Annotated in this window: 27 protein-coding genes and 2 pseudogenes; 24 read left to right on the forward strand and 5 right to left on the reverse strand. The window is 64.0% G+C overall.

Annotated elements, in window-relative coordinates; all coding sequences use genetic code 11:
* The first annotated feature begins 4 nt into the window (after positions 1 to 4).
* From MUU56_RS18075 to MUU56_RS18105, 7 genes are all read left to right on the forward strand, one after another.
* On the forward strand, positions 5 to 937 hold the full coding sequence (locus tag MUU56_RS18075; RefSeq protein WP_244768674.1) for a carbohydrate ABC transporter permease: 933 nt from the start codon (positions 5 to 7) through the stop codon (positions 935 to 937).
* Positions 930 to 1754 (forward strand): carbohydrate ABC transporter permease, encoded by an 825-nt coding sequence (locus MUU56_RS18080; protein WP_244768675.1) that lies wholly within the window; start codon positions 930 to 932, stop codon positions 1752 to 1754. Before MUU56_RS18075 ends, MUU56_RS18080 begins: the two co-directional genes overlap by 8 nt.
* Before the next feature lie 27 nt (positions 1755 to 1781).
* Positions 1782 to 2546, forward strand: coding sequence for an SDR family NAD(P)-dependent oxidoreductase (locus tag MUU56_RS18085; protein ID WP_244768676.1), 765 nt, complete (start codon positions 1782 to 1784; stop codon positions 2544 to 2546).
* A 58-nt stretch (positions 2547 to 2604) separates the two neighbouring features.
* Positions 2605 to 3723: an ABC transporter ATP-binding protein gene (locus tag MUU56_RS18090; protein WP_244768677.1), complete on the forward strand. Its 1119-nt coding sequence runs from the start codon at positions 2605 to 2607 to the stop codon at positions 3721 to 3723.
* Positions 3724 to 3751: 28 nt separating this feature from the next.
* Complete coding sequence (locus MUU56_RS18095) at positions 3752 to 4522, forward strand: SDR family NAD(P)-dependent oxidoreductase (RefSeq protein WP_244768678.1); 771 nt, start codon at positions 3752 to 3754, stop codon at positions 4520 to 4522.
* A 119-nt stretch (positions 4523 to 4641) separates the two neighbouring features.
* Positions 4642 to 5511 (forward strand): D-psicose 3-epimerase, encoded by an 870-nt coding sequence (locus tag MUU56_RS18100; RefSeq protein ID WP_244768679.1) that lies wholly within the window; start codon positions 4642 to 4644, stop codon positions 5509 to 5511.
* A 119-nt stretch (positions 5512 to 5630) separates the two neighbouring features.
* Positions 5631 to 6299, forward strand: coding sequence for a nucleoside triphosphate hydrolase (locus tag MUU56_RS18105; RefSeq protein ID WP_244768680.1), 669 nt, complete (start codon positions 5631 to 5633; stop codon positions 6297 to 6299).
* Between the two features lie 144 nt (positions 6300 to 6443).
* Here MUU56_RS18105 and MUU56_RS18110 read toward each other — a convergent pair whose 3' ends face one another.
* The 3 genes and pseudogenes from MUU56_RS18110 to MUU56_RS18120 form a co-directional block, all read right to left on the reverse strand.
* Positions 6444 to 6776 carry a YciI family protein gene (locus tag MUU56_RS18110; RefSeq protein ID WP_244768681.1) on the reverse strand — a complete coding sequence of 111 codons (333 nt, stop codon included), beginning with the start codon at positions 6774 to 6776 and terminating at the stop codon, positions 6444 to 6446.
* 4 nt (positions 6777 to 6780) lie between these two features.
* Positions 6781 to 7335: a gluconokinase gene (locus tag MUU56_RS18115; protein ID WP_244768852.1), complete on the reverse strand. Its 555-nt coding sequence runs from the start codon at positions 7333 to 7335 to the stop codon at positions 6781 to 6783.
* 180 nt (positions 7336 to 7515) lie between these two features.
* Positions 7516 to 7800 (reverse strand): annotated as a pseudogene (locus MUU56_RS18120) (substrate-binding domain-containing protein); the annotation flags it as partial.
* A 77-nt stretch (positions 7801 to 7877) separates the two neighbouring features.
* Between MUU56_RS18120 and MUU56_RS18125 the strand changes: the two are divergent.
* The 4 genes and pseudogenes from MUU56_RS18125 to MUU56_RS18140 all read left to right on the forward strand — a co-directional run bounded on the left by MUU56_RS18125 (position 7878) and on the right by MUU56_RS18140 (position 12381).
* Positions 7878 to 8695, forward strand: a pseudogene (locus MUU56_RS18125) (DctP family TRAP transporter solute-binding subunit).
* Positions 8696 to 9017: 322 nt separating this feature from the next.
* Positions 9018 to 10229: a molybdopterin molybdotransferase MoeA gene (locus tag MUU56_RS18130; RefSeq protein WP_244768682.1), complete on the forward strand. Its 1212-nt coding sequence runs from the start codon at positions 9018 to 9020 to the stop codon at positions 10227 to 10229.
* A gap of 103 nt (positions 10230 to 10332) precedes the next feature.
* Positions 10333 to 11364 carry an iron ABC transporter substrate-binding protein gene (locus MUU56_RS18135; protein WP_244768683.1) on the forward strand — a complete coding sequence of 344 codons (1032 nt, stop codon included), beginning with the start codon at positions 10333 to 10335 and terminating at the stop codon, positions 11362 to 11364.
* Positions 11365 to 12381, forward strand: a complete 1017-nt coding sequence (locus MUU56_RS18140; RefSeq protein WP_244768684.1) for a FecCD family ABC transporter permease — start codon at positions 11365 to 11367, stop codon at positions 12379 to 12381. It begins immediately after the preceding gene.
* Positions 12382 to 12434: 53 nt separating this feature from the next.
* Here MUU56_RS18140 and MUU56_RS18145 read toward each other — a convergent pair whose 3' ends face one another.
* A complete protein-coding gene (locus tag MUU56_RS18145) occupies positions 12435 to 12644 on the reverse strand; it encodes a TOBE domain-containing protein (protein WP_064330418.1) in 210 nt (69 codons plus the stop codon).
* A gap of 221 nt (positions 12645 to 12865) precedes the next feature.
* On the opposite strand from MUU56_RS18145, the gene MUU56_RS18150 reads away from it, so the two are divergent.
* The 4 genes from MUU56_RS18150 to MUU56_RS18165 are packed head-to-tail and all read left to right on the forward strand — an operon-like array spanning position 12866 to position 16505.
* The gene (locus tag MUU56_RS18150) at positions 12866 to 13924 is read left to right on the forward strand and encodes an ABC transporter substrate-binding protein (protein WP_244768685.1); all 1059 of its coding nucleotides are present in this window, start codon (positions 12866 to 12868) and stop codon (positions 13922 to 13924) included.
* The gene (locus MUU56_RS18155) at positions 13921 to 14955 is read left to right on the forward strand and encodes a FecCD family ABC transporter permease (RefSeq protein ID WP_244768686.1); all 1035 of its coding nucleotides are present in this window, start codon (positions 13921 to 13923) and stop codon (positions 14953 to 14955) included. The genes MUU56_RS18150 and MUU56_RS18155 overlap by 4 nt, the downstream gene beginning before the upstream one ends.
* Positions 14945 to 15736: an ABC transporter ATP-binding protein gene (locus tag MUU56_RS18160; RefSeq protein ID WP_244768687.1), complete on the forward strand. Its 792-nt coding sequence runs from the start codon at positions 14945 to 14947 to the stop codon at positions 15734 to 15736. The genes MUU56_RS18155 and MUU56_RS18160 overlap by 11 nt, the downstream gene beginning before the upstream one ends.
* Positions 15729 to 16505 carry a molybdate ABC transporter substrate-binding protein gene (locus MUU56_RS18165; protein ID WP_263194147.1) on the forward strand — a complete coding sequence of 259 codons (777 nt, stop codon included), beginning with the start codon at positions 15729 to 15731 and terminating at the stop codon, positions 16503 to 16505. The genes MUU56_RS18160 and MUU56_RS18165 overlap by 8 nt, the downstream gene beginning before the upstream one ends.
* A 152-nt stretch (positions 16506 to 16657) precedes the next feature.
* Here the strand turns inward: MUU56_RS18165 and MUU56_RS18170 are convergent, their stop codons facing one another.
* Complete coding sequence (locus tag MUU56_RS18170; protein ID WP_244768689.1) at positions 16658 to 17119, reverse strand: Lrp/AsnC family transcriptional regulator; 462 nt, start codon at positions 17117 to 17119, stop codon at positions 16658 to 16660.
* A gap of 115 nt (positions 17120 to 17234) precedes the next feature.
* Here MUU56_RS18170 and MUU56_RS18175 point away from each other — a divergent pair, with 115 nt between their 5' ends.
* The 9 genes from MUU56_RS18175 (at position 17235) to MUU56_RS18210 (ending at position 26535) form a co-directional block, all read left to right on the forward strand.
* Positions 17235 to 18443 carry a diaminopropionate ammonia-lyase gene (locus MUU56_RS18175; protein WP_244768690.1) on the forward strand — a complete coding sequence of 403 codons (1209 nt, stop codon included), beginning with the start codon at positions 17235 to 17237 and terminating at the stop codon, positions 18441 to 18443.
* Complete coding sequence (locus tag MUU56_RS18180; protein ID WP_244768691.1) at positions 18440 to 19627, forward strand: amidohydrolase; 1188 nt, start codon at positions 18440 to 18442, stop codon at positions 19625 to 19627. The genes MUU56_RS18175 and MUU56_RS18180 overlap by 4 nt, the downstream gene beginning before the upstream one ends.
* Positions 19624 to 20067 (forward strand): D-aminoacyl-tRNA deacylase, encoded by a 444-nt coding sequence (dtd, locus tag MUU56_RS18185; protein WP_244768692.1) that lies wholly within the window; start codon positions 19624 to 19626, stop codon positions 20065 to 20067. Before MUU56_RS18180 ends, dtd begins: the two co-directional genes overlap by 4 nt.
* A 5-nt stretch (positions 20068 to 20072) precedes the next feature.
* Positions 20073 to 20204 carry a hypothetical protein gene (locus MUU56_RS32710; protein ID WP_263194133.1) on the forward strand — a complete coding sequence of 44 codons (132 nt, stop codon included), beginning with the start codon at positions 20073 to 20075 and terminating at the stop codon, positions 20202 to 20204.
* A 111-nt stretch (positions 20205 to 20315) separates the two neighbouring features.
* Positions 20316 to 22736, forward strand: a complete 2421-nt coding sequence (locus MUU56_RS18190) for a TonB-dependent receptor (protein WP_244768693.1) — start codon at positions 20316 to 20318, stop codon at positions 22734 to 22736.
* 53 nt (positions 22737 to 22789) lie between these two features.
* Positions 22790 to 23725: an iron-siderophore ABC transporter substrate-binding protein gene (locus MUU56_RS18195; protein WP_244768694.1), complete on the forward strand. Its 936-nt coding sequence runs from the start codon at positions 22790 to 22792 to the stop codon at positions 23723 to 23725.
* Between the two features lie 14 nt (positions 23726 to 23739).
* On the forward strand, positions 23740 to 24768 hold the full coding sequence (locus MUU56_RS18200; RefSeq protein ID WP_398431979.1) for a FecCD family ABC transporter permease: 1029 nt from the start codon (positions 23740 to 23742) through the stop codon (positions 24766 to 24768).
* Positions 24765 to 25751, forward strand: coding sequence for a FecCD family ABC transporter permease (locus MUU56_RS18205; RefSeq protein WP_244768696.1), 987 nt, complete (start codon positions 24765 to 24767; stop codon positions 25749 to 25751). Before MUU56_RS18200 ends, MUU56_RS18205 begins: the two co-directional genes overlap by 4 nt.
* Before the next feature lie 7 nt (positions 25752 to 25758).
* On the forward strand, positions 25759 to 26535 hold the full coding sequence (locus MUU56_RS18210; protein WP_244768697.1) for an ABC transporter ATP-binding protein: 777 nt from the start codon (positions 25759 to 25761) through the stop codon (positions 26533 to 26535).
* Positions 26536 to 26563 lie beyond the last annotated feature (28 nt).

The following is a 26563-nucleotide window of genomic DNA, read 5'->3' on the forward strand; positions in this document are numbered from 1 at the left end:
CTCGATGGCCTATGCCGTTTCGATGACGCGCGCGCCCAAGGAGGCGACCAGGCGCTCCTTCCTGCACGATGATCGATTCCAGATGATGGTGTTCATCGCGCCGACCTGCATCTTCCTCGCGCTTTTGACCATCTGGCCCTTCATCTATTCGGTCTATCTCAGCCTGCATGCAGTGAAGCTGACGGCGATGCAGCGGGCGGTCTTCATCGGTCTCGACAACTACATCAATCTTCTGACGGACCCGCTGTTCCTGCGCGCCATGCTGAACACCGGCATGCTCGCGGTCACGTCGATCACCTGCGAGATCGTCATTGCCTTCGTGATCGCGAAGGCTTTCGTCAGTCTCAGCCATCTCAAATGGGTGAACGGCCTGCGGTCGCTGTTCATGATCCCCATGATGGTGACGCCGCTGATCGTCGGCATGATCTTCTCCTACGTGTTCAACCCGGTGCTCGGCATCGCCAACTACCTGCTGGGCGGCGTCGGCCTCGGGCCGGTCCCGTGGTTCGGGGGATCGACCGCGGCGATGATCTCGATCCTGCTGATCAATATCTGGCAGTGGACGCCGTTCATGATGCTGCTGATCATGGCCGGTCTCCTATCGATCCGCGCCGATCTTTACGAGGCGGCGCGTGTCGACGGGGCGAAGTGGCACCATGTGATGCGCTTCCTGGAAATCCCGTCGATCAAGGGCATCGTGCTGCTCGGCGTCATCCTGCGCATCATCGATACGCTGCGCTTCTTCGATGTCGTCTATGTCACCACCCGAGGCGGTCCCGGCGATTCCACCATGGTGCTGACCCTCTACGCCTATCAGCAGAACTTCCAGTTCTTCCAGGCGGGCGTCGGCTCTGCCGCCGCGGTCATCATCCTCGTCATCTCCATCGTCATCACCACCTTCGCCGTGAAGCTCCTCAGGAGAATCGAAGATGAATAGTACCTTTCGGCTTCGCGACGTCGGCCCACTGGTGCTGGTCCTCGGCTTCGTCTTTATCTCGGTCGCTCCGATCCTCTGGCTGACGCTCGGTGCTTTCAAGCCGACGGCCGACATCATCGCGATTCCGCCGGTGTGGATCCCCGACTTTACTTATCTCCAGAATTTCCGGGACGTGCTGACGCAATTCTGGCCCTTCATCGTCAACTCGCTGGTGGCAACCATAGGCGCGACCATCTTGGCGCTGGTTCTCGCCGTGCCGACCGCCTTCGCGCTGGTCAACCATCGGTTCAAGGGCAGGGAGGCGCTGGCCGACTGGATCCTTTCCACCCGCATGATGCCGCCGATCGCCGCAGCCGTGCCGCTCTTCGTGATCTTCCGCGGCGTCGGCCTGCTCGACTCGCTGCCGGGCCTCATCATCGCCTATGCCGGCTTCAACCTGCCGTTTGCGGTCTGGATGACCATGTCCTTCGTTCGCCGCGTGCCGAAGGAGCTCATCGAGGCCGCGCGCCTGGAAGGCTGCACCTGGTGGCAGGTGCTGAAGGATGTCGTCCTTCCGCTCAGCAAAAGCGGTCTGGCGGCGGTTGCGACCTTCGTCTTCATCTTCGCCTGGAACGAATTCATGCTCGCGCTGTTCCTGACGACCCGCGAGGCCAAGACCTTCCCTGTCGTCATTTCGTCCTTCGTCGGCACGGGCCGCGTCTATTGGGAATACATCGCGGCAGCCTCGATCATTCAGTGCCTGCCGCCGGTGCTCTTCACCTTCTTCATGCAGAAACACATCGTCTCCGGCGTCACGATGGGCGCCGTGAAGGACTGAACGCAAACGCATTCAAGGGAGATTGCAATGATACCTCGACGTGGAGAAAACAAGACAGCGCTCGTCACCGGAGCGTCCCGTGGTATCGGACGGGCGATCGCCGAGCGGTTGGCTGCCGAAGGATACAGGGTCTTCGCGAACGACCTGAAGGCGCGCGAGGCCGACCTTTCGGACCTTGCTGCCGAAGTGCGGAATGCCGGCGGACTCTGCGAAGTCATCTATTGTGACGTCAGCGATCCGGTCTCGGTCGAGACGATGGCGCGGGACCTTCTGGCAGCAGGCGGTCGTCTCGATCTCTTGGTCAACAATGCCGGTGTACGTTCCGTCCACCAGACGGGCGAAATCGAGCCCGACGAATGGGACCGGATGTTCGCCGTCAACACCAAGGGCACGTTCCTCGTGACCAAGGCCTTCCTTCCGCATTTTCGGGCAAAGGGATCTGGCCGCATCGTCAACATCGCATCCATCGGCGGAAAGCGCGGCGGACCGGGCGAGTCCCACTACTGCGCGTCCAAGGCCGCGGTAATCAACTTCACGCAGGCTCTCGCTGTCGAGGTCGCCAAGGAGGGGATCACTGTCAACGCCGTATGCCCCGGTGTCATCGATACCGATATGGGCCGGTCCCATCTCCAAGATCCGGAAACCTTGAGAAAGGTTCTCGAGAAAACCGCGATGGGCCGCGTGGGCTATCCGCAGGATGTCGTCGGATCGGTCGCATTTTTCGGGTCCGACGATGCTGCCTTCATCACCGGCCAGTCGCTGAACGTCGACGGCGGAATCATCTTCCATTGAGCCGCCGCCCGGACAATGCGCGGCCGCCTTGTCGCCGCACACAAGAGGAGGAACTATCATGGGCGAAATAGCGCTCCAGAATATCGTCAAGCGCTTCGGCGAACTCGATGTCATCCGCAACATCAGCCTTACGGTGAAGGATGGCGAGTTCGTCGTGTTCGTCGGCCCGTCCGGTTGCGGCAAATCCTCCCTGCTGCGGCTGATCACCGGCCTGGAGGACGTGTCGGACGGTCAGGTTCTCATTGACGGCCGCGACGTGACGAAGCTGGCACCGTCCGAACGGCAGCTTGCCATGGTGTTCCAGTCCTATGCACTGTTCCCGCACCTGACGGTGGCCGACAATATCGGATTTGGCCTGCGTGTATCCGGCCGGCCGAAGAAGGAGATCCGCGAACGGGTTTTGACGGCAGCGCGTGCGCTGGAGCTCGAACCCTATCTCGACCGGTTTCCGCGCCAGTTGTCCGGCGGCCAGCGCCAGCGCGTCGCCATCGGCCGGGCGATCGTGCGCGCGCCCTCCGCATTCCTGTTCGACGAGCCTTTGTCGAACCTCGATGCCGCGCTGCGCGTCCAGATGCGTCTGGAGCTGATCCGCCTTCATGACGAACTGAAGACGACGATGATCTACGTGACGCATGACCAGGTGGAGGCCATGACCATGGCCGACCGTATCGTCGTCCTCAACGCAGGCCGCGTCGAGCAGTTCGACACTCCGATCGCGCTCTATGATGCGCCCGCCAACCGCTTCGTCGCCGGTTTCATCGGCTCGCCGAAGATGAACTTCATCGATGCAACCGCGGCCGGTCCCAATCGCATCGAGACGTCGGCCGGCGGCCTCGATATCGCCAACCTCAAGGAGCCGCTTCCTGACGGCAGGCTCACATTCGGCATCCGTCCCGAGCACCTGCGCTACGACCGTCATGTCGGCGTATGGAGCGGCACGATCCTCGTGGAGGAGCAGCTCGGCAGCGATGCGTATTTCACGGTCGATGTGAAATCACTCGGTACGCTGACCGTGCGCGCGGTCGGTGAACGCGGCTACCGTCGCGGCGACACCATTTTCCTGACACCCGATCCGGATCGCTCGCATGTCTTCGATGCGCAGGGCAGGGCGCTGACGCGGCCAACGACTATGGCTTCCGGCTCGACGGCAGCGCGGGTGCAGACGGGCACCGCCTGATTAACTTCACGTTCCAAGAGGAATGACCATGTATATGGAAAAACTGAGACTTGATGGAAAGCTTGCCGTCGTGACCGGCGGCAGCCGAGGGATCGGCCTTGCCATTGCAGAGGCGCTGGCCGAGGCGGGCGCGCGCGTCATCCTGCTTGATCGCGATACGGCATCCCTTGAAGAGGGCCGGGCTGCCCTGCTGGCGAAGGGCTTCGATGCCGGAACGTATACCGCCGATGTCACCGACTCCGCCGCCGTGCAACGCGCCGCGGATGAGATCGCCGCAAAGCACGGCGTCGCCGACATCCTCGTCGCCAATGCCGGAATCGGACGGCCGCCGGTCGCCGCAGAGGATGTTGAAGATGCCGACTGGCTCGCTGTCAACGATGTCAACCTGAACGGCGTTTTCTGGTGCAACCGCGCCTTCGGCCGCCACATGCTCGTCAGGGGCCGTGGCGCGATCGTCAACATCGGGTCGATGTCCGGCCTGATCGTCAACCGCCCGCAGGGGCAGTCGCACTACAACGCCTCCAAGGCGGCCGTGCATCACCTGACCCATTCGCTCGCCGCCGAATGGGCGGGGCGCGGGGTGCGCGTCAACGCGGTCGCTCCGACCTATATCGAAACCCCGCTCATCGCCCACGCCGAAGCAAGCGGCCTTGCGGCCGCCTGGCGCGCCGATACGCCGATGGGCCGTTTCGGCCAGGCGCACGAGGTGGCGAGCGTCGTGCATTTCCTCGCTTCCGACGCCGCAAGCCTGATGACGGGGGCAGTCGTCCCGGTCGACGGCGGGTTCACCTGCTGGTGATCGCAGCGCGCGCCCACGCTCGAAGCCGATACCGAAATTTCATTCGCTGATCGCGTCCCCCGGTTGCCCGCCGAGTGGCCGGTACGAACACACACAACCAAGATCGTAGAGAGGCTCCAATGAAGCATGGAATTTACTACTCTTACTGGGAAAAAGAATGGAGCGCCAAGTTCGGCCCTTATGTCGAGAAGGTTGCGAGACTTGGTTTCGATATTATCGAGGTCGCTGCGCACCACATCAACGAGTACAGCGATGCGGATCTCGCCATCATCAGGCAGACCGCAAAGGATAACAATATCATCCTCACGGCCGGGATCGGCCCTTCCAAGACGAGGAACCTGTCGTCACCTGACAGTGCGGTGCGCCAGGCGGGCAGGGCATTCTTCGAGCAAACGCTCACAAACGTCGCCAAGCTCGATATCAAGACGATCGGTGGCGCGCTGCATTCCTACTGGCCTGTCGACTATTCCAAGCCGGTCGACAAGGAGGGTGACCGTGCGCGTGGTGTCGAGGGGATCCATGACATTGCGGACTTCGCCAGCGATCTGGGCATCAACCTCTGCATCGAGGTGCTCAACCGCTTCGAGAACCACGTTGTCAACACCGCCGCTGAAGGGGTCGCCTTCGTGAAGGATGTCGGGAAGCCGAATGTCAAAGTCATGCTCGATACGTTCCACATGAACATCGAGGAAGATAGCTTTGGCGAGGCGATCCGTACCGCCGGCCCGCTGCTCGGTCATTTCCACACGGGGGAAAGCAATCGCCGTGTACCCGGTAAAGGCAGGATTCCCTGGCACGAGGTCGGTCTCGCCCTCCGCGATATCAAATACACCGGTGCTGTCGTCATGGAGCCGTTCGTAAAGACCGGCGGAACCATCGGATCCGACATCAGGGTTTGGCGCGATCTCAGCGAAGGCGCAGACGAAGCGAAAATGGACGAGGACGCGAAAAACGCACTCGCATTCTCTCGCTTCGTGCTGGGAGGTTGACTGCCGACGGAATTGTAGGTGCGGGCACAGGCATAGCTTGATCCGCTCGCGCCGACCGTCAATTCAGCCGCGGCGTTGCGGCCGCCGCGGCCCGTCCGCAATACCTGAGGGAAACTTCCATGAGCAGCATAGAAGACAACGCACGCCGGATCGCAGACATTGCCTTGCAGCGGTTTATCGATGTCGGAAACCGGCGAGTTCTAATCGCCGTCGCGGGGGCGCCCGGTTCTGGAAAATCGACCTTGGCGGAACGCGCCGTCGACCTCATCAATGAACAGCGCTCCGTCAAGGCCGCGCTCTTCCCCATGGATGGATATCACTATGATGACGCGGTGCTGGAGGCCATGGGGCGCCGTGCGTTCAAAGGTGCGATCGATACCTTCGATGCTCACGGCCTGCGGCACATGTTGCAACGCCTGAAGGCGAACGAGGATGACGTCGTCGCCATCCCGGTTTTCGACCGCTCGATCGAGATTGCCCGCGCCGGCGGCAGGCTCATCCCGCAATCCACCGACATCATCGTCTGCGAAGGGAACTATCTGCTTGCTCGACAGGCGCCCTGGGATCGTCTCAAGCCGATTTTCGACTTCACCATCTTTGTCGATGTCGATGAGGGGGAACTGCGGCGGCGCCTCCAGCAACGGTGGTGCGGCTACGGCCTGGACGAAGCGGAGGTCAACAGGAAGGTCGAAGAGAACGACCTCCCTAACGGTCTGTCCATTGTGTCTACGAGCGTCGAACCGGACCTTCGCCTGGAGAACGCAGAGAAAGGCGAGCCGGCGCTCTGACCGGCCGCCGTCTTTTTCACCACTCTCCCCAAGGTCAGCGAGCACCTGTTGTTCCGAGTGCCGCGAGCCGGTAGAGGCGCTGGTTGTGCGCCTTGATGATCTGGCGGACAGCTTCCGCCTCGCCCGCTACGGCGCGGCCTCAGATCAGGGCGCCTCTTCCAGTGGCCAGACTTCAACGACACCATGCGCCACCGCGCAAGGGACGGCTGACACCTTCTCGATGGCTTCGGCCAGATTGGCAGCCTCGATGACGGCGAACCCGGCGACCGGCAAGGTGGACGACATGAACGGTCCGTCACGCGTGTCTATTCCGCTGCCCTCTGGATTGCGGACCTGTACCGGGGTTCCCGCGATCCCCATCAGCGCGCCTTCGGACCGAAGCTTTGCGTCCTGGGCATGAGCGGCGTCTCTGACTGCCTTGGGCGTGCGATCGTAGTCGGCCGGATCGCCATATCCAATCGTGATAAACTTGGGCATCGCTTTATCTCCTGTCAGCGGTTTCGAGCCGCGTTGCACCGGATGGCGTGGCGAGCAGTTCGACGGTTGTCCGCACGAGGGCGTCGAGCGGCTGGTCGATATCGACGCGGATGGCATTCTCGTCGTCCTGCGGTTCCTCCAGCGCCGCGAACTGGCTGTCCAGCAGGCTTGTCGGCATGAAATGACCGCTCCTTGCGCTCATCCGCGCGGCGATGACCTGCCGGGTGCCGGCCAGATAGATGAAGGTCACGGGATGGCGGGCTTCGGCGACGATGGTTTCCCGATAGGCTCGCTTGAGCGCCGAGCAGCCGATGATCATCCGGTCGCCGGCCGCATCCAGCCTGCGGCCGATGTCGCGCAGCCAAGGCATCCGGTCGGTGTCCGTCAAGGGGACGCCCCGGCTCATCTTGTCGATGTTGCCCGGTGGATGCAAGGCGTCGCCATCGAGATAGGTCGCGCCGAGGCAGGTGGCGAAAGCCTCCCCCACGCTCGACTTGCCCGATCCCGCAACCCCCATCACGATCATGCGCCGCGGCATGTCGCCGCCCTGTGTCGTCATGGTAGAACCTCCTGTGCATGGCCGGCACGCCGCGTGCTGTCGCGCTTGACCAGTTCGAAACCGATATCGATCCTGCTGTCCGGCACGGTTTCGCCGTTTATCCGCGCCAGCAGCATTTCGACCGCCCGTTGGACCCATCTCCTCGCGAAAGGTGCGGACGCTGGTGATGGCGGGAAAGGCGACGCCTGTAGGCTCCAGATCGTTGAAGCCGCAGATGCCGAACTGGTGGGGAACGGCGATCCGCCGCCGCTGGCACTCGAACAGGGCGCCCAGCGCCAGGTCGTCGTTGTTGCAGAAGACGGCGTCGGCATCGGGCGCCTCTGCCAGGAGCGCGCTGAGCAACTCGCATCCGAGCCCAACGGTGGACGCCTGCGGCGTGGTGACGAGGAGGCGTTCCTCCAGCAGGCCGGCGGCCCGCGTCGCGTCGCGAAACCCTTCCAGGCGCCGCTGCGTGCGCGGATCCATGCGCGCGCCGAGAAAGCCGATGCGCCGGTAGCCGCTCTCGATCAGATGGACGGTGGCCGCGCCTCAGCGACGGCAAGATGAAGGTGCGCGGGTTCGGCGACGCATCGCTCGGCCCGGACGTGCAGATGCAGAACGCGCTCGTCGGCGGTGCCCAGGAAATGATGGTCGGCTCCACCGCGACACTGGTCGGCACCGTCAAGGAATTTGCCCTGTGGGATGCGCCCTTCCTCTTCGCAAGCGCGCAGGAGGCTGACGCCGTGCTTGACGGGCCGGTCGGGCAAAAGCTGATCGACAGCTTGCAGGCGCAAGGTCTCGTCGGTCTGGTCTACTGGGAAACGGTTTCCGCAACCTCACGAACAGCCGCCTTCCCATCGAGAAGGCCGACGACCTGAAGGGCGTCAAGCTGCGCGTCATGCAGAACCCCGTCTATCTCCAGATGTTCAACGACGCCGGCGCCAACGCCGTGCCGCTGCCCTTCTCGGAACTCTTCACGGCCATGGAAACGGGCGCCGTCGACGGGCAGGAGAATCCCTACACCACGATCCTGTCGTCGAAATTCTACGAGGTGCAGAAGTACCTGACCGTCTCCAACCACGTCTACAGCCCCTGGATCCTGCTGGTGAGCAAGAAGTGGTGGGACGGTCTTTCGGCCGACGAGCAGAAGATCATGACCGACGCGGCCATCGCTTCCCGTGATTTCGAGCGCAAGGACACGCGCGAGCAGTCGCAGAAGGCGCTCAAGGCGAAGGGCATGACGGTCAGCGAGCTTCCCGAGGCCGAACTCGCCAAGTTGCGCGAGATCGCCGCGCCCGCCACCAAAGCTGTGATCGACAGCATCGGCCAGCCCCTCTGGGACGAAGCCCAGGCCGAACTCGCCAAGCTGCGCGGTAAGTAAAGGAAACGGCCGCATTCGCGAGAGCGCGAATGCGGCCGGGCCGTGGCGAACGCGTCGAATTTCCTGCGGTGGTCGGGGACGTCGCTCTCGCCCCCAGTCGATCCACCTTCCTGGTGGTCTTCGTTGAACCAAGGCAGCCGGGAATGCCTGGCGAGACGAAGGCATGGCTGGCGGATTGTCGTAGCCGGCTCGGTATTCTCGGTCATTCGGTTTGGAGGAGGAGCCGCAGCCGTCGCGCACCGCTTTGCTGGCAAGGTCCATGTGATAGATTTCGTGCACGGGCCTGTGCCGCATGGGCACCGCTTCGCCCGGGAAAAGACGCATGGAAAAAAGAACGCCGAAATCGCTCCGGGACGCCCTGGCGTTCATCGAGGCCTATATCGAAACCTCCATCCCGCCGGTTCGGATGGCCCTGTCTGCAGCGTTCGGCCATGTGCTGGCGGAAGATATCGTCGCGCCGGTCCCCCTGCCGCGCTTCGACAATGCCGCGATGGATGGCTTTGCCGTTTGTTCCGGCGACATCCGGCCGGACGGAACGGCAAACCTCAGGATCGGGCAGACGATCACGGCCGGCGAAAGGATCGTGCATGCGCTGCATCCGGGCGAGGCGGCGCGCATCATGACCGGCGCGCTTGTACCGCCCGGCGCCGACCGGGTTGTCGTGCAGGAGGCGACGCAGGTGGAGGGCGATGCCGTTCACCTGCGGGCACAGGCCGGGGGAAAACCGCATATCCGCCGCGTCGGCGAAGACGTCTCGATGGGTGATGTCCTGCTGAAGGCCGGGACACGCATCGGCCCGGGCCAGCTTGCGCTCCTGACGGCGCTCGGCCTTGGCTCCGTGCTGGTCGTGCCGCGGCCGAAGGTGGCGCTGCTTTCCACCGGCAACGAGCTTGTCGCCAGCCCCGGATTTCTGGAGAACGGCCAGATATACGATACGAACCGGCCGATGCTGTCCCGGATGCTCCAGGCGGCCGGCGCGGAGGTCACGGATCTCGGCATTGCCGGGGACGATCCCGAAGCGATCCTCGCGCGGCTCGTCGAGGCCGCGAGCGGTCACGATCTCCTCATCTCGTCCGGCGGCGCCTCCGTCGGCTCCGCCGATCATCTGACGCAGATCGTTTCCCGTCGCGGCTTCCTCGAATTCTGGAAGCTCGACCTGCGGCCGGGCAAGCCGATCGGGTTTGGCGATATCGACGATTGCCCGATCCTGCTTCTTCCGGGAAGCCCGTTTGCCGCCGCTGTCGGATGCAACCTTATCGGCCGCGCGATTATCGCCTGCCTGGAAGGAAAGGCACCCGGGAGGAACACCTGGCGGCTTCCCGTCAGCCGGCCGGTCTCCAGATCGGGCAGCGGGACGCAGGTTCTTCCGGGGCGGCTTTGCCATGAGCCGGGCCATGCAACGGCGGTCGAACCGCTGCCGTATGAGGGCTCGGCCAGCCTTCGTGCTCTCGCGTTCGCGGATGTCATGCTTGTCCTTTCCCCAGAGCAAGGGAATATCGCGGCCGGCGAGCTTGTCGACGTCCTGCCGGTTTGACGCCGGCATCCTTCCATAGCAGCGGACACGGGAATGGCGCGAATGTTGCCATGCCGTCGCAAACCAGCGATATGTTTGCTACAATATATCGTGGGAGAGAAACATGCCGGTTTTTCGTTGTGTTCTGGTCATCATTGCCCTGCTGGCGTCGTTCCTCCCCGCTATGGCGCGGACGATCACGGATGCCGCCGGGCGCATGGTCGAGATTCCGGACAAGGTGGAGCGGGTGCTCGCTGCCGGGCCGCCGGCCTCTGTTCTCGTCTATGTGCTGGCGCCGGACAAGCTTGCCGGCTGGGTGCGCGAGCCGAAGCCGGAGGAAAAGGCTTTCCTGCTGCCGTCCGTCCGCGACCTGCCGGTCTTCGGCCAGCTGACCGGCAAGGGCGGCACGGCCAATATCGAGGCGGTGCTGGCCGCAAAGCCCGACATCATCATCGATGTCGGCACGGTAAATCCCACCTATGCCTCGCTGGCCGACAAGGTGCAGGCACAGACCGGCATTCCCTATGTGCTCGTCGATGGTGCCTTTGCCAGGAGCGGCGCGATGCTGCGTGAAACCGGCGCCATGCTCGGCGTCGAGGCGCGGGCCGAAACGCTTGCCGCCTATGCTGACGAGAAATTCGCTGCGTTGGAAAAAGGCCTTGCCAATATTCCCACGGAAAAGCGGCCCTCGGTTTATTATGGCCGCGGCGGAGAAGGTTTGGAAACGGGCCTTGCCGGCTCGATCAACATGGAGCTGCTCGAAGCGGTCGGCGCGCGGAACGTCGCGGCCGCGGCGGGCAAGGGCGGCCTGACGCAGGTCTCGCTCGAACAGATCCTGTCCTGGAAGCCGGATACCATCCTTGCCGCCTCGCCGAAATTCGCCGAGGCGGTGAAGGATGATCCGCTCTGGGCGCAACTCGATGCCGTCAAGGCAGGCCGCGTCCATGTCACGCCGAGCCTGCCGTTCGGCTGGATCGATTCTCCGCCCGGCATCAACCGCCTGGTCGGCGTTTCCTGGCTGGAGCACACGCTCTATCCGGAAACGGTGCCGACTGCGCTCGATGAAGAGGTCCGGACTTTCTTCAAGCTGTTCTACCAGGTCGAGCTCAGCGACGCGCAGCTTGCAACCCTGCTCGGCAAGGGCGCGGCGAAGTAGATGCGGCCATCCGCCGCCCTGACCGGTCGGCTCGCCGCAGTCGGCCTTCTGGGGCTTGGCATGCTGGCCCTCGCCTCCATGATGGTCGGCAAATATGGCGGCGGGTTGCAGCCGCTGCTGATCGCCCTGCGGCAGCTGGTGACGGGTGAGACGACGGACCCGCTGCTCGCCACCGTGCTATGGAACGTGCGCCTGCCGCGCGTCCTCGCCGCCATCGTCGTCGGGGCAGGGCTTGCGGCGGCGGGGGCGACCTACCAGGGCTTGTTCCGCAATCCGCTCGTCTCGCCCGACCTGCTCGGCGTGTCGGTCGGCGCCAGCCTCGGGGCGGTGCTCGGCATCTTTCTTTCGCTGCCGGTGTTCGCCATCCAGCTCGCCGCCTTTGCCGGCGGGCTTCTCGCGGTGCTGGTCGTCACGATCATCGGCGCGCTGGTGCGCGAGCGCGATCCCGTGTTGACGCTGGTGCTTGCCGGCATCGCCATCCAGGCGCTGATTGGCGCGGGCATCTCGCTGATCAAGGTGCTTGCCGATCCCTATGATCAGCTGCCCGCCATCACCTACTGGCTGCTCGGCAGCATGACGGCGATCACCCGCTTCGACGTGCTCTCCATCCTGCCGGCCGTCATACTCGGTCTCGTGCCGCTTGTGCTTCTGCGCTGGCGCATGAACATCCTGACGCTTGGTGACGAGGAGGCGAAGACGCTGGGCGTCGATACGCTGAAGACTCGCATCGTGCTGATCGCCGGCGCGACGCTGGTGACGGCGGCGACCGTTTCCGTGACGGGTATCGTCGGCTGGATCGGCCTTGTCATTCCCCATATCGCTCGGATGCTCGTCGGCCCGGATTTCCGCCGCCTGCTGCCCGCCGCCATGATGCTGGGCGCGGCCTATCTCATCGTCGTCGACATGCTGGCGCGCTCCATCGCCGACATCGAAGTGCCGCTCGGCATCCTCACCGCCACGGTCGGCGCGCCCTTCTTCCTGTGGCTGCTGATCGCCGGAAAGCGAGGCTGGTCGTGACGCGACCCTTCCCGCGCTCCATGTCGCGGCAAGCGGGATCCAAGGGATGGGTCTCAGTCGACCGCGACCATCACGTCGGATGCCTTGACGACTGCATAGGCTTCGCCGCCGACGGCAAGGCCCAGTTCGTCCACGGATTCATTTGTGATCGATGCGGTGACGATGGCGCCGCCGGCGACTTCGATGCGGACATGCGCGGTGGTCGCGCCCTTGGTCACTTCGACGATCTTGCCCTTGAGACGATTGCGCGCGCTGATCTTCATGGAACTCTCCCGTATTGGCCTATGCAAAGGCACCGCCATAGCACATCAGCCCGCCTGGCGACTACCGTTCGAACCGGGAGAACAGTTCCGGCTTCGAAGGCATGTTCGGCAAGCCCGAGCAGCCTATCATCGCGCCATATGGCGTAATATTCTTTTAAATATAACGTTGTTGCCAGCCGGGGATACCTGCTATCCCTGAACCGTAAAGGGAGAACCCATCCATGCTCGCACGCCTTGCCTCCGCCTCGAAGACCGCGCTCGCCATAGCCGGCCTGCTGCTCGCCACGCCCGCCTGGGCGGACCGGACGATAACCGACCAGATCGGCCGCGAGGTCCATGTGCCCGACCAGGTGAACCGCGTCGTCATCCTGCAGCATCAGACGCTCAACATCGCCGTGCAGCTCGATGCCATGGACAAGGTGGTCGGCGTGCTCGACGAATGGAAGAAGCAGCTCGGCGCGAAATATGTGCGACTGGCCCCGAAGCTCCCGGAACTCGCCATGCCCGGCGGCCTGACCAGGGTGAACATCGAGGAGCTGTTGACGCTGAAGCCGGACGTGGTGTTCGTCACCAACTATGCGCCGGCCGACATGGTCAAGCAGATCGAGGATGCCGGGCTTGCGGTCGTCGCCATCTCGCTGCTCGACGTGCCGCCGGAAGAGGCCGTCAAGATGAATCCGGCCGTCAAGGATGAGCCGGCGGCGATCGATGCCGGATTTGCGGCCGGCGTGCGGCTGATCGCCGACATCCTCGATCGCAAGGATCAGGGGGAAGCGATGATCGCTGTCACCAAGAAGAGCCGCGCACTCGTTGCCGAGCGCCTTGCCGACATTCCCGAGGACAAGCGCGTTCCCGTCTACATGGCCAATCCTGATCTCTCGACCTATGGCCGCGGCAAATATACCGGCTTGATGATGGAGCGTGCCGGTGCCCGCAACGTCGCCAACGAGATCGCCGGCTTCAAGCAGGTGACGATGGAGGACGTCCTCAAATGGAACCCCTCCATCATCTTCGTGCAGGAGCGTTATCCGGCCGTGGTCGACGAGATCAGGACGACGGCATCCTGGCAGACGATCGATGCCGTGAGGAACGGCCGCATCTCCCTGATGCCGGAATATGCCAAGGCCTGGGGCTATCCGATGCCGGAAGCCATGGCGCTCGGCGAACTCTGGATGGCGAAGGAGCTTTATCCCGAGCGTTTTGCGGATATCGACATGCAGAAGGAGGCGGATTCCTACTACAAGGAATTCTACCGCACCGACTACCGCGCCGGGCAATGAGCGGTGAGGATGCCGCGCAGCGGCCGGCCCGGGCGACGGTGGCCCTCCTCACGATCGCGCTGGCGGTTACCGCCATCGCCGCGCTCGGTATCGGCCGCTACGACATTCCTTTTGCGCGTGTGATCGCCATTCTGCTGGCGCCCGTCAGTCCGCCGGAGATTGCGGTCACGCCGATGGAGGCGAATGTCGTCTTCACGGTGCGGCTGCCGCGCATTCTTCTGGCCGTGCTGGCGGGGGCAGGGCTCGCCCTGTCCGGGGCGGCGCTGCAGGGTGTGTTCCGCAATCCGCTGGTCGGGCCGCAGGTGGTCGGCGTCTCCTCGGGTGCGGCCTTCGGCGGCACGCTCGCCATCCTGCTCAGCCTTCCGCGCTATGGGCTTCTTGCGTCCGCCTTCGCGTTCGGATTGTCGGCCCTCGTGCTTGTCTATGCCCTGAACGGCATCGTCGCACGCCGCAACATACTTGCGCTGGTCCTCGCCGGGGTCGTCGTCACCGGCTTCTTCGGGGCGCTGGTGAGCCTCCTGCAATATCTCGCCGACACCGAAGACAAGCTTCCCGCCATGGTGTTCTGGCTGCTCGGCAGCTTCGCCACCGGGAACTGGGACAAGTTCGTTCTCGTCGCCGCGCCGGTGCTTGCCGGCAGCCTGCTGCTCATTGGCCTGCGCTGGCGCATCAACCTTCTGTCGATGGGCGACGAAGACGCCCGGACTCTCGGCGTTCGTGTCGAGCCGCTACGCTGGCTGGTGCTCGTGCTCGTTTCGTGCATCGTCGCCGCGCAAGTCGCGGTCAGCGGGATCGTCGGCTGGGTCGGGCTCGTCGTGCCGCATATGGCGCGTCTGCTGGTCGGGCCGGATCATCGCGTGATGATGCCGGCCTCGCTGATCATCGGCGCGCTCTACCTGCTGGTCATCGACACGGTCGCCCGCACGGCGACGTCAACGGAGATACCGCTCGGCATTCTCACGGCGCTGATCGGCACACCGGTCTTCGCGTTGGTCTTGCGGCAGACCCAGCGAGGCACGAATGGCTTCTGATCGCATCAGGCTCCGCCTTAGCAAGGCGGGCCATTCCTATGACGGCGAACGCTGGCAGTTCCGCGCGCTCGATCTCGATCTCGGCGCCGGCGAGATCACCGCCATCCTCGGCCCGAACGGCCGCGGCAAATCCACCCTGCTGCGCGTGCTCGCCGGTCTGTTGAAGCCGGCCTCCGGTGTCGTCGAAAGCAATCCGCGAACCGGTTTCGTGCCGCAGGAATTTTCCGGCTCCTTTCCCTATTCCGTGCTGGATATCGTGCTGATGGGCCGGGCACGGCACATCGCGCTGTTCGGCACGCCGGGCGTGATCGACGTCGAGAAGGCGATGGCGGCGCTGGAGGCCACCGGCATGGCCGACTATGCCGCACGCAGCATCGGCTCTCTCTCCGGCGGCGAGCGCCAGCTGGTGCTGATCGCCCGGGCGCTTGCCGGCGAGAACGACGTCTTGCTGCTGGACGAGCCGGCTTCCGCGCTCGACCTGAAGAACCAGGACATCGTGCTCTCCCTGCTCGGCAGGCTGGCCGACAGCCAGAAACTGGCGATCGCCTTCACCACGCACCAGCCGAACCATGCCTCGGCGATTGCGGACAAGGTTCTCCTGATGCTTCCCGATACGCAGACCTTGTTCGGCCCGACGGGGGCCGTGATGATGGAATCGAGCCTTGAAGCGCTCTATGGCGTTCCGGTTCGCGCTGTGCGTCTGGATGGCGCCGCCGGACAGGAGAGCGCCTTCGTGCCGCTGTTCCGCCGACGGATGCGCGAGGGAGATCCCCATGCGTGATAGGGTCCGTGTCCTCGCCGCCGGCAGCCTGCGGCACGCCTTGCCCGAAATCGCTGCCGCCTTCGAGAAAGCCGGCGGGGCCGCGGTTTCCATCTCGCTTGGCCCGGCCGGGCTGCTGCGCGAGCGGATCGAGGCCGGTGAGCCGTTCGATCTTTTCGCCTCCGCCAACATGGCCCATCCGCAGCGCCTCGTTTCGATCGGATTGGCGAAGGACGCCCTCTGCTTTGCCCGAAACAGCCTCGCCATCATCGCGCGCGCCGATCTCGGGCTGACGACGGAGAATGTCGCCGACGTGCTGTCGAACCCTTCGATCCGCATCGGCACCTCGACGCCGGGCGACGATCCGTCCGGAGACTATGCGTTTGAGATGTTCGATCGCCTGGAGGCCGATCGCCCCGGGCTCGGCAACGCCCTGAAATCCCGCGCCCTGCAACTGGTCGGCGGGCGCAATTCTCAACCCGGGCTTAGCGCGAGCGGCCTGATCGCAGATGGCGTCGTCGATCTTTTCCTGAGCTACGCCTCCAATGCGCGCCTGCACGCGAAAGACCCGGCGCTCACCGTTGTGCAACTGCCGGCCCGCCTTTCCCCGAGCATTTCATATGGCGTCGCGGTCCGGACCGCTGCCGGGCAGAGCGCCACGCTGCTCAAGGACTTTCTGCTGACGGAGCGTGCGGCGTCAATCCTGGTCGCCAACGGCTTTCTTCCAGAAAGCGGCGACCCGCTTGCCATCGGCAATGATGGCGCCCATCATCAGCCCATGCGCTCGTAGGCACCGACGTCAGCCGTACCTCCGCGTCCGGCTTGTTTTCCGTCACCCGGATCCAAAGTGCCGCATGGACCTTTGCGGCCTCGGCGGCAGCTTGGCCGAGCGTCTTCAAGAAATGGCTCCAGGCGAAAACCGTGCGTCTCCTTGAGCGGGCGTCAGATGTTCAGCATCGTGCCGGTCTTGACCTCGCCCATCGAGACCATGGTGCGGAACTTCCTGACATTGGCACCTTCGAAGAACATGCGGCGCGTGAAATCCTCGTAGGCCGACATGCTGGCGACGATGACCACCAGGATGAAATCCGCCTCGCCCGTGACATAGTGGCATTGCTGGACTTCCGGAGCGTCGCGGAAGCGCTGCTTGGCGGCATCGATCGCATCGGGCGTTTCGCTGACCAGCTCGACCTGGACGATGATCGTCAGCGGCAGGCCGACGGCCTCCGGGGCGATCTGAGCGACCTGCGCCCGGATGACGCCATCCGCCTCCATGCGCCGGATGCGGCGCTGGACCGAGGGGGCGGACAGGTTCACCGCCTCGCCGATCTCGCGCTGCGGCGTCCGGTTGTCCTTCTGCAGGATGCGCAGGATGGCGAGGTCGAAGCTGTCGAGGGGCGCCATGGCCTGTTTACCGGTGCGAGATGAAAGATACTTGCATAACGAGGCCGAAAATACAGCCGAACTTTCATGTCTTTTGCACTAGCTTTGCGTGAATGCCAATCTGGAGCGTAACGCGATGACCAACCCTTATCTCCCGAACACGCTTGAAACGCACGGCCAGCCTCTCACCTCGCAGGATGCCGGGACGCTTTCTCCCGAGGCCGCCGACCGCGTCGCGAAGGTCCTGGCGCTGCGCGAAAACAGCGCGGCGACGCCGCTGCGCGCGCTGCCGGGGCTCGCCGGCGAACTGGGACTGACGTCGCTTCACCTCAAGGATGAAGGGTTCCGGCTCGGGCTCGGCAGCTTCAAGGCGCTTGGTGGCGCCTATGCCCTGATGATCCTCGTGCAGGAGGAGGCGAGCCGCCGCCTGGGCCGCGCCGTCAAGGTGGAGGAGCTGTTGTCTGCCGAGGTGCGCGCGGTCGCCGAAAGCATGACCTTCGCCTGTGCCACCGACGGCAACCACGGCCGCTCCGTGGCGCAGGGCGCGCAACTGATGGGCGCGCGCGCCGTCATCTTCGTCCATGCCGGCGTCAGCGAGGGGCGGATAGAGGCGATCGCACGGTTTGGCGCGGAGATGGTCCGCGTCACCGGAAACTATGACGATTCCGTCGCCGAGGCCGCGCGTGTTTCCACCGAGCGCGGCTGGACGGTTCTTTCCGATACGTCCTGGCCCGGCTACGAGCATATTCCGGGCCTCGTGGCACAGGGCTACACCGCCATGGTCCGCGAGATCCTCGCCGTACTGGAAGAACCGCCGACCCACGTCTTCCTCCAGGCCGGCGTCGGTGGCTTCGCCGCCGCGGTCGCAGGCCACCTGGCGATGGTGCTGGGCGACCGGCGGCCGCATGTGACGGTGGTTGAGCCTGCCCGCGCAGCCTGCCTCTATGAAAGCGCCAAGCAGGGCAGGCCCGTGAAGGTCGATGAATCGCAATCGACGGTCATGGCCATGCTCGAATGCTACGAGCCGTCGCTGGTGGCCTTCCGCATCCTCGAACGCGTGGCAGACGGCTTCATGACGGTGGACGAGGATATCGCCGTTGAGGTCATGCGCCGGCTTGCCAATCCCCTGGCTGGCGATCCCGCGGTGGTCGCGGGCGAAAGCGGCGGCGCCGGTCTCGCCGGCCTCCTTACCGTCCTGAAGGACCCTGGTGCGGCCGCCGCTATCGGGCTTGGCCCCGAGGCACGAGCCCTGGTGATCAACACCGAAGGCGCGACGGACCCTGCGCTTTACCGGGAGATCGTCGGCAAGGACCCGGAGACGGTGCTGAAGGAGAACGCGGCATGACCATGGCAATCGATGCTGCCCACATGCACGATCTCACCCGGCGCATGGTGGCGCTTCGCCATGACCTGCATCGTCATCCCGAGCTCGGTTTCCAGGAGCACCGCACGAAGGCAACGGTCGCCGCGTTCCTGCGCGATCTCGGCATTGAGGTTCACGAGGGCGCCGGTGTGGTCGGCGTGCTGAAAGCTGGAACCGGCGGCCGGGTGATCGGCCTGCGCGCCGACATGGACGCGCTTCCGATCCAGGAAACCGGCAGCCACGACCACCTGTCGACGACTGTCGGCGTCATGCATGCCTGCGGCCATGACGGCCACACCACCATGTTGTTGGCCGCGGCCGAGATCCTTGCCCGCAACCCCGATTTCGTCGGCACGGTCGTCTTCCTCTTCCAGCCGAATGAAGAGCATGGCCTCGGTGCGCAGGCGATGATCGACGAGGGCGTGCTGTCGCGTTTTTCGATCGAGGAGGTCTACGGTATCCACAATCTTCCCGGCGCTCCGGTCGGTCAGCTTTCCACGCGTATCGGGCAGATCTGCACGAGCGAGACCCTGTTCGAAATCAAAATCGATGGCCAGGGCGGTCACGCGTCGATGCCGCATGTCGGCGTCGATACCATTACGGTTGGCTCGGAAATGGTGCTTGCCCTGCAAACCATCGTGGCGCGAAAGCTTCCGCCCGGAGCCGGCGTTGTTGTTTCTGTCACGGAGTTCCTGACAGACGGTCAGCGAAACGTGCTTCCCGGTCATGCGACGTTGAAAGGGGACATGCGGGCGCGTACGCCCGAGGACAGGCAGGCCGCGGTCGGCTTCATGCAGCAGATCGTCGATGGCGTCGCCGCCACGCACAAGGTCTCGGCATCCTTGACATGCAAGACGGAATTCATCGAGACGATCAATGCGCCGGAGCCCGTCGAAGCTGTCGTCCGCGCCGGCAGGGCGGTTGGACTGGAGGTCGTCCCCGATCGGCCGCCGATGAGTTTCTCGGAGGACTTCGCCCACTTTTGCGCGGCCGTACCCGGTTGCTTTCTTCTTCTCGGAAATGGAGAAACGGGTGCGCACGGCCGGCCGCTTCATGCGTCCGACTACGATTTCAACGATGCTCTCCTATCTCTCGGTGCGCGGTTTTGGGTAGAGCTTGTCCGCGACCGTCTCGGAGCCGATAAGAGCAGGAAACCATTCCCATGAGAGCACTCATCCAGCGGGTTTCGTCCGCCCGTGTCATCGTCGACGGTACGATAGCGGGGGAAATCGGCAATGGCCTGCTGGTCTTCGTGTGCGCGATGAAGGGCGACACGGAGAAGGAAAGCGAATGGCTGGCGCGCAAGATCGTCAACCTTCGCATCTTCAGGGACGATGCGGATCGCATGAACCGTTCGGTTGTCGATGTGGGCGGTTCCGCTCTCATCGTCAGCCAGTTCACGCTCGCCGCCGAGACGAAAGGCAACCGGCCCGGCTTTTCCACGGCCGCGCCGCCGGACGAGGGAAAACGTCTCTATGAGGACTTCTCCGCCAAGGTTGCGGCCCTTGGTGTTGCCGTTGCGAATGGCGTCTTCGGCGCGGACATGCGGGTTGAGCTGGCCAATGACGGTCCCGTGACGATCTGGCTGGACATGGCGTCCGGATGATGGATGTGCGGATCATCGATCATCCGGAGGGGCGCGACGAATTTCAGCATATGGCGTTTTCACCCGGCGCCGGGAATGGCCGGTCTTGCGACTGGTTCCGCGCCGGACCGGAATTGATTGCCTTCAAAAAACATTGAGCGCCCGAGAGTCCCAAATCGACAAACCCGATCGTCAAAGCCAATGAGCGGGTGTGTTCCGCTCCTGTGATGGACTGCGGCGCCTTGAACGCCGTATGGATTGGGGGTTTCATGAATATGAGTTTTTCCGTCAGGGCGATGCTCTCGGCCGGGGCTGCCGCGCTCGTGCTCGGCGCGCCGGCGCCGGCAAATGCGCAGGCACCGGCGCAATCGCACTCCGCAGCGCGATCCATCAGCGTGCCGGCGGGCCTGCTCACGCCGGCGCTGAACAGCCTTGCCGCGCAGACCGGCCTCCAGATTTTCTACGACGCATCCCTGGCAAACGGAAAATCGACGGGCGGGGCGCGCGGCAACCTGACGCCGGAGCAGGCGCTGACCGCGATGCTGGCCGGCACGGGGTTGGACGCCCGGTTTGCCGGAAGCAACCAGGTGACGCTGAGCTTGGACCCGGCGGGAACCGACGTCACGACGGGTGCGGTGGAGGAGGGCGCGACGCTTCTGGAAGCAATCACGCTTTACGGCGCGCGCGAGGCAACGGCGCTCAACGACACGACCGCAAGCGTCGGCATCGTCAATGCCGAGGCAATCCGGGATGGCCAGATCCGGCACACGCAGGATGTCTATCGCCGCCTTGCCAACGTGCTGGACAGCGCAACGGTCAATTCCGGCTTCGTCATCCGCGGCATGAGCTCGGAAGGCTTCGTTCCAGGCGGCGCGCCTGTCGGCTCGCTTTACGTGGATGGCATTCTCCAGACCCGCTACAATGCGCGCTTCGGCGCAAGAAACCTCTGGGACGTCGAGCAGGTCGAGGTGTATCGCGGCCCGCAGTCAACGCTTTCCGGCCGCGCCGCCATGTCGGGAGCGGTCTATATCAAGTCGAAGGACCCGACTTTCGACAAGGAAGTGGAGCTTTCCAGCACGGTCGGCAGCAACGATCTCGTTGGGGGCGCCTTCGTCATGAACACGCCGCTGGTGGAGGATCAGATTGCGTTGCGCATCGCCGGTGCGTTCGAACGCTCGCGGTCCGATGTCAGCTATTCGAATTTCAAGCACTATGCCGGCTATGACGATCTGACCACGGATATCAGCGGCACCATACGGGCCAAGGTGCTCATCACGCCGTCCGAGATGCCGGAGACCCGTGCGGTCGTGACCTATTCCTACTCGAAGGATCGCCCGAACGATCGCCTGGTTGGCCTCTACAATGGGCGCGGCGACTTCAACAACAATCCCGATACTTATACGGAATATCGCTGGACCGAGGTCCACAATCTCGGCCTTGAAGTGACGCACGACTTTTCCGATGCGCTTCGTTTCACCTCGCAGACCGGCTACCAGTACGGCATCAACAACCGGCGCTCTGTGGACGGCGACACGCCCGGTTATGTAACCGGCATCTGGGGCACGGATAACGATTGGATCGCCACCCAGGAATTCCGCCTGAACTACGAGGAGGGCCGCTGGAAATGGGTTGCCGGCGTCTTCGGGAGCCATCAGGTCTTCGACGGCTCGTCGCGCTTCATCGCCGAGCCTTATCCCGATTTCATGCCGGGCACGATTTATCAGGTCGATGACGATCAGCGGCGTACCACCACGAACCTCGCGGTGTTTGGCGAAGCGACCTATGAGTTCGCACCCACATGGTTTGCGACTGCCGGCGGACGCCTGGATTACCTCAGGGAAAAGAACACGGAGCTGAACTCGATGGTCCTCTACGGCATGGACCCGGTGTGGTCGCCGCCGAATGGCACGTCGTCCTTCACCGAAATCAATTTCGTGCCGAAACTCGGCCTGGTGAAAGAGTTCGGCGACAATCACAAGGTTGGCGTCACCTATTCGCAGGGCTTCCGCTCGGGCGGTTCCTATGTCAACCGCAGCCAGGCCCCGGTCTACACGATCGATACCTACGATCCGGAATATTCGCAGAGCTATGAGCTGTCCTACAAGGGGATGCTGCTGGATGACCGGCTCACGCTGAATGCCAACCTCTTCTACACGAAGTACACGGATCAGCAGGTTGAAATCCGGCCGCGGTCGGACGTGCCCGGCTACCGCGTGACGGAAAACGCCGCATCCTCCCGCGCCTGGGGTTTCGAGATCGAGCCGAGCTATCAGGTCACCGACCAGTTCTCGGCCTTCGCGTCGATCGGCTATCTCAACACCAAGTTCCTGGAATGGAACCACGCCGGTGTCGGGGATCAGGCTGGAAAGGCCTTCCCCGAAGCGCCGGAATGGACCGTGGGTTTCGGTGGCCGATATGAGTTCGAGAACGGCGTCTATGTCGGAGCGGATGCCAAATACACCACGGACTACAATTCCCGGTTCGGCACGAAAGGCATGTACAAGATCGATTCTCGTTTCCTCGTGAACGCGCAGGCCGGGTTCAAGAAGGACAACTGGGAGATCACCGCCTTTGCGGAAAACCTCACCGACGAGAAATACTTCACCATCGTCGATCCGGATGCCGCTTTGGCCTTTGGCCAGGCCGGCGCGCGCCGGTCGTTCGGGCTGAATCTCCGCGCCAAGTTCTGAAATCCGGTTGCGGGGCGTAAGCCCCGCGATCTCACCGCCCGCATTCGTCTGAAATGGTGTTCGTCTTGCGCTTCTGCCTGACCGTCATGTTTCTTCTCGCCTCCCTCTCTCTGGCAAGCGCCGCCTGCCAGGGAAGGGAAATAACGGAAGGCGTCTACAATCCGCCGCTCTGTGTTCCGCTGGAAGCAAAGCGGATCGTGACGCTCGATCCGCTGCTGACGCTCGGCCTTCTCATCGAGCTCAAGGCGCCCGTTGTCGCCACCCCTTACATGGCCATCCAGGACGAGCAGGTGCTGGATGTCGTCAAGCAGGCAAACATGGTGGACCTGGGCAATCCGCGCGAGCCCAGCCTAGAGCGTGTCGCGGCCCTCAAACCCGACCTCATCATCGGCAGCACGGAGGGGCATGCCGCGATTTACGGGACGGTGTCGAAGATCGCGCCGACGGTGCTCCTCGATCATACGGACTGGAAGCAATATCGCCAGCGCGTCGCGGAAATCACCGGCCGCGAAAGGATGGCTGACGAGGCGCTTGCGGGCTATGAAAAGCGGGTTGCCGCGATCCGCGAGCGCATGAAGGACAGGGATATCACCGTGTCCGCCGTCCGCTTCGCGCCGGGCCGGTTTGTCGTTTTCCTCGATGGTCCTGCCGCCTACGCGCCCTTCGCGGTCCTGCACGAGGCAGGCGTGAAGCGGACGGCCTATGAAACGGTGACGGACGGGACGATCGTCAAGCGGCCGGATTGGGAGGAACTCGCCAATCTCGACGGCGACGTTCTTCTCTATGTATCCGCCAGCGGCTTTGAAAGCGGTCCGGACGATGCGCTCGAGAAGGAGGTGACCGGCAACCCGCTCTGGCAGCTCCTGCCCGCTGTGCGGAACGGCCGGGCCCACCGGGTCGACCGGGCAGCCTGGCAGAGCTTTCATGGCATCGCCTCCGCACACCGCATTCTTGACGACGTCGAGCGCTACATCCTGGCGGATCGATGAATCGCCGCGCCGGCATGGATATCGCTCGGCATCGTGGTCGCGTGGCGCATGACGGAAGCAGGCTTCTGGGCCTGTTCCTGCTTCTCTGTCTGCTTGTCGCGGCTGCATCGTGGTCGGTCGCGATGGGCGCGACACGCATCCCGCTCCCGACGATATGGGCAGCGGTTGTCGACCTCGATGGATCGCGCGAACACCTGCTGGTCATGACGATCCGTCTGCCGCGCGTGCTTGCGGCCGTGCTCGCGGGCAGCGCGCTTGCCGTCTCCGGGGCCATCATGCAGGCGGTGACGAACAATCCTCTCGCCTCGCCGGGATTGCTCGGCATCAATGCCGGCGCGGCCTTTGCCGTCGTGCTGGTCATGACGCTCTTTGGAGCAGGCGTCGGGGACATCTACATGTGGTTCGCCTTCGCCGGTGCCGGCGCGGCCGCGCTGCTCGTCTATGCAATGGGGTCCTTCGGGCCGGCAGGTCATTCGACAATTGGGCTCGTCATCGCCGGCGCCGTCGTCGCAACCTTCCTGACGGCACTCACGAGTGCCGTGCTCATCTTCGACCAGAACACGCTGGACGCCGTTCGCCTTTGGACAGCAGGGTCCGTCTCCGGCCGCACGATGGCGCAAAACGCCGGAGTAGCGCCCTATATTGTGGCGGGGCTTGCCGTCGGTCTTCTCCTCGGGCGGCATCTTGTCACCTTGAGCCTGGGGGCGGAGGCGGCGCGCTCGCTGGGGCAGAACCCGGCGGTCTGGCGGGCGATCTCCATCGGCGTCGTCATCCTGCTGGCCGGCAGCGCCGTGTCTCTCGCCGGTCCCATCGGTTTTGTCGGGCTGGTCGTTCCCCATATCGCGCGGCTGACGATCGGCGTCGATTATCGCTGGATCGTGCCCTTCAGCGCGGTCGGGGGCGCCCTGCTTGTCGTCGTCGCCGATCTCGCCGGGCGCATGATCTTCGGCAGCCAGGATTTTCCCGTGGGCGTGACGACCGCCTTGATCGGCGCACCGTTCTTCCTCTGGCTGGCGCGCAGCCGGGCAGGGAGCGCGACATGACGCGCTGGCTCGTTCTTCTCGCCATCCTCCTCGTCGGGATGGTGATGGCCAGCCTTGCCTTGGGGGACATCGCCCTGTCATGGCGGGATCTTTGGGAAACGCTCGTCGGATCACAGGACGTGAGCCCGCAGAACGCCGTGATCGTCTTCGATCTGCGCCTGCCGCGCGTTCTGCTTGCCGTTCTCGTCGGTGCGGCGCTGGCGACGGCCGGAACGATCACGCTCGCCGTCATGCGCAACCCTCTCGCCGAACCGGGTGTTCTGGGCATCAACAGTGGCGCTGCGGCCGCGGTGGTCGCCGTCATCGTGCTCATGCGGGATCCACCGGTCCTCCTGCTCCCCGCCGCCGGTTTCCTGGGCGCTTCGGCGATGGCGGCGGCCGTCTTCCTCCTGTCGTGGCGCGCCGGGACCTCGTCGCTGCGCATCATCCTGATCGGGATCGGCCTTGGTTCGCTGGCCAGCGCCGCGACGACCTTCCTTTCGGCTTTCGGCGAGATCGGCAATGTCCAGCGCGCGATGATCTGGCTGGCAGGCAGCGTCTATGACGCCGACATCTCCAAGGTGCGCTTCCTGTTCCTCTGGCTGATCATTCCACTGGCCCTGGCCTGGATGGCGTCCCGGGAGCTGGATTTGATCCGTTTCGGAGACGATGCGGCGAGAAGCTTCGGTCAGCCGGTGGATCGGATCCGCGGCCTGATGATCGTGCTCTGCACGCTCATCTGCGGAGCCGCCGTCGCCGCAGCGGGGCTGATCGGCTTCGTTGGACTGGTCGCTCCCCATGTCGCAAGCCGCCTGGTTGGCCCGTCCCATGCAAGGATCCTTCCCGTTGCCGTCCTGTGCGGGGCGATCCTCGTGGTGGCCGCCGACCTCGTCGGCCGCCTGATCATTGCGCCGATCCAGCTTCCGGCCGGGATTGTGACGGGGCTGATCGGGGCCCCCTTCTTCGCCTCTCTTTTATGGAAGCGCCGCCATGTCCGGGGATGAAAGCCACATGTCCGCGAAACTTGCCGGGCAGGACGTCTCCATCGCCTATGGTGACCGCCGGATCGTCGAGAACCTTGATCTTCTTGTGCCGGAGCGCCGCTTCACGGCGCTCGTCGGGCCAAACGGCAGCGGCAAATCCACCATCCTGCGCACCTTTGCCGGGCTCATGGCGCCCTCTTGCGGCTCGATCTTTCTGGATGGCAGGAGTATCGCGACGCTCGGCACGCGGGAGATGGCAAGACGCGTCGGCGTGCTTCTTCAGGGGCCGGTGGCGCCGGAGGGGTTGACGGTGCGCGATCTCGTCCAGCAGGGCCGCTATCCGCATCGCTCTCTCTTCGGGCGCTGGTCCGAGGCCGATCAGGCGGCCTGTGACGAAGCCCTGATGCTGACCGGCATGACGACTTTGGCCGACACCCCTCTCGATACGCTCTCCGGTGGCCAGCGGCAGCGGGCGTGGATTGCGATGACATTGGCACAGCAAGGCGAAGTCTTGCTGCTTGACGAGCCAACGACCTATCTCGACCTCGCGCATCAAGTCGAGCTGATGGACCTGATCACCGTTCTCGTGCGCGATCACCGCAAGACCGTCGTTGCCGTCCTGCACGACCTCAATCAGGCGGCGCGCTATGCCGAACACATCGTTCTGCTTAAAGGTGGAACGATCAGTGCGGCGGGCCGTCCATCGGATGTGATTTCGCAAGAGGCGATCGCCGATGTGTTCGGAGTGCGGTCTATAGTCATTCGCGATCCCGTCGCTGGAACGCCCCTTTGCATCCCGTTATAGGCTTGGAGGTGTTGCGGGAATGTCACGG

Source organism: Shinella yambaruensis, from assembly GCF_022899355.1.
Classification (GTDB): Bacteria; Pseudomonadota; Alphaproteobacteria; order Rhizobiales; family Rhizobiaceae; genus Shinella; species Shinella yambaruensis.